1 rRNA gene is annotated in these 2527 nt (G+C 53.3%); it reads left to right on the forward strand.

The window, feature by feature from the left end:
* Positions 1 to 2527, forward strand: a 23S ribosomal RNA gene (locus F7888_RS22210); the annotation flags it as partial.

The raw sequence follows: 2527 nt of genomic DNA on the forward strand, positions 1-2527 counted from the left end.
TCCGTCATAGAAGGTAACAACCCTGTAGTCGAAACTTCGTTCCCTCCTGAGTGGATCCTGAGTACGGCGGGACACGAGAAATCCCGTCGGAAGCTGGGAGGACCATCTCCCAAGGCTAAATACTCCCTAGTGACCGATAGTGAACCAGTACCGTGAGGGAAAGGTGAAAAGCACCCCGGAAGGGGAGTGAAAGAGATCCTGAAACCGTGTGCCTACAAGTAGTCAGAGCCCGTTAACGGGTGATGGCGTGCCTTTTGTAGAATGAACCGGCGAGTTACGATCCCATGCAAGGTTAAGTTGATAAGACGGAGCCGCAGCGAAAGCGAGTCTGAATAGGGCGACATAGTATGTGGTCGTAGACCCGAAACCAGGTGATCTACCCATGTCCAGGGTGAAGTTCAGGTAACACTGAATGGAGGCCCGAACCCACGCACGTTGAAAAGTGCGGGGATGAGGTGTGGGTAGCGGAGAAATTCCAATCGAACCTGGAGATAGCTGGTTCTCTCCGAAATAGCTTTAGGGCTAGCCTCGAGTTAGAGTCTTGGAGGTAGAGCACTGATTGGACTAGGGGCCCTCATCGGGTTACCGAATTCAGTCAAACTCCGAATGCCAAAGACTTGATTCTCGGGAGTCAGACTGCGAGTGATAAGATCCGTAGTCAAGAGGGAAACAGCCCAGACCACCAGCTAAGGTCCCAAAGTATACGTTAAGTGGAAAAGGATGTGGAGTTGCCCAGACAACCAGGATGTTGGCTTAGAAGCAGCCACCATTTAAAGAGTGCGTAATAGCTCACTGGTCGAGTGACTCTGCGCCGAAAATGTACCGGGGCTAAACGTATCACCGAAGCTGTGGATTGTTCTTACGAACAATGGTAGGAGAGCGTTCTAAGTGCAGTGAAGTCAGACCGGAAGGACTGGTGGAGCGCTTAGAAGTGAGAATGCCGGTATGAGTAGCGAAAGAGGGGTGAGAATCCCCTCCACCGTATGCCTAAGGTTTCCTGAGGAAGGCTCGTCCGCTCAGGGTAAGTCGGGACCTAAGCCGAGGCCGAAAGGCGTAGGCGATGGACAACAGGTTGAAATTCCTGTACCACCTCCTCACCGTTTGAGCAATGGGGGGACGCAGAAGGATAGGGTAAGCGCGCTGTTGGATATGCGCGTCCAAGCAGTAAGGCTGATTCGTAGGCAAATCCGCGAATCGTTAAGGCTGAGCTGTGATGGCGAGGGAAATATAGTACCGAAGTTCCTGATTTCACACTGCCAAGAAAAGCCTCTAGCGAGGTGAGAGGTGCCCGTACCGCAAACCGACACAGGTAGGCGAGGAGAGAATCCTAAGGTGTTCGAGAGAACTCTCGTTAAGGAACTCGGCAAAATGACCCCGTAACTTCGGGAGAAGGGGTGCTCATTAGGGTGAATAGCCCTGATGAGCCGCAGTGAATAGGCCCAGGCGACTGTTTAGCAAAAACACAGGTCTCTGCGAAGCCGTAAGGCGAAGTATAGGGGCTGACACCTGCCCGGTGCTGGAAGGTTAAGAGGAGAGGTTATCGCAAGAGAAGCTTTGAATCGAAGCCCCAGTAAACGGCGGCCGTAACTATAACGGTCCTAAGGTAGCGAAATTCCTTGTCGGGTAAGTTCCGACCCGCACGAAAGGTGTAACGATCTGGGCACTGTCTCAACGAGAGACTCGGTGAAATTATAGTACCTGTGAAGATGCAGGTTACCCGCGACAGGACGGAAAGACCCCGTGGAGCTTTACTGTAGCCTGATATTGAATTTTGGTACAGCTTGTACAGGATAGGTAGGAGCCTTAGAAGCCGGAGCGCTAGCTTCGGTGGAGGCGTCGGTGGGATACTACCCTGGCTGTATTGAAATTCTAACCCGCATGCCTGATCGGCATGGGAGACAGTGTCAGGTGGGCAGTTTGACTGGGGCGGTCGCCTCCTAAAATGTAACGGAGGCGCCCAAAGGTTCCCTCAGAATGGTTGGAAATCATTCGTAGAGTGTAAAGGCACAAGGGAGCTTGACTGCGAGACCTACAAGTCGAGCAGGGACGAAAGTCGGGCTTAGTGATCCGGTGGTTCCGCATGGAAGGGCCATCGCTCAACGGATAAAAGCTACCCCGGGGATAACAGGCTTATCTCCCCCAAGAGTCCACATCGACGGGGAGGTTTGGCACCTCGATGTCGGCTCATCGCATCCTGGGGCTGTAGTCGGTCCCAAGGGTTGGGCTGTTCGCCCATTAAAGCGGTACGCGAGCTGGGTTCAGAACGTCGTGAGACAGTTCGGTCCCTATCCGTCGTGGGCGTAGGAAATTTGAGAGGAGCTGTCCTTAGTACGAGAGGACCGGGATGGACACACCGCTGGTGTACCAGTTGTTCTGCCAAGGGCATCGCTGGGTAGCTATGTGTGGACGGGATAAGTGCTGAAAGCATCTAAGCATGAAGCCCCCCTCAAGATGAGATTTCCCATAGCGCAAGCTAGTAAGATCCCTCGAAGATGACGAGGTTGATAGGTCAGAGGTGGAAGCGCGG

It is taken from the genome of Litchfieldia stipae (genome assembly GCF_014837155.1).
In the GTDB taxonomy this organism is placed as follows: Bacteria; Bacillota; Bacilli; order Bacillales; family Bacillaceae_L; genus Litchfieldia.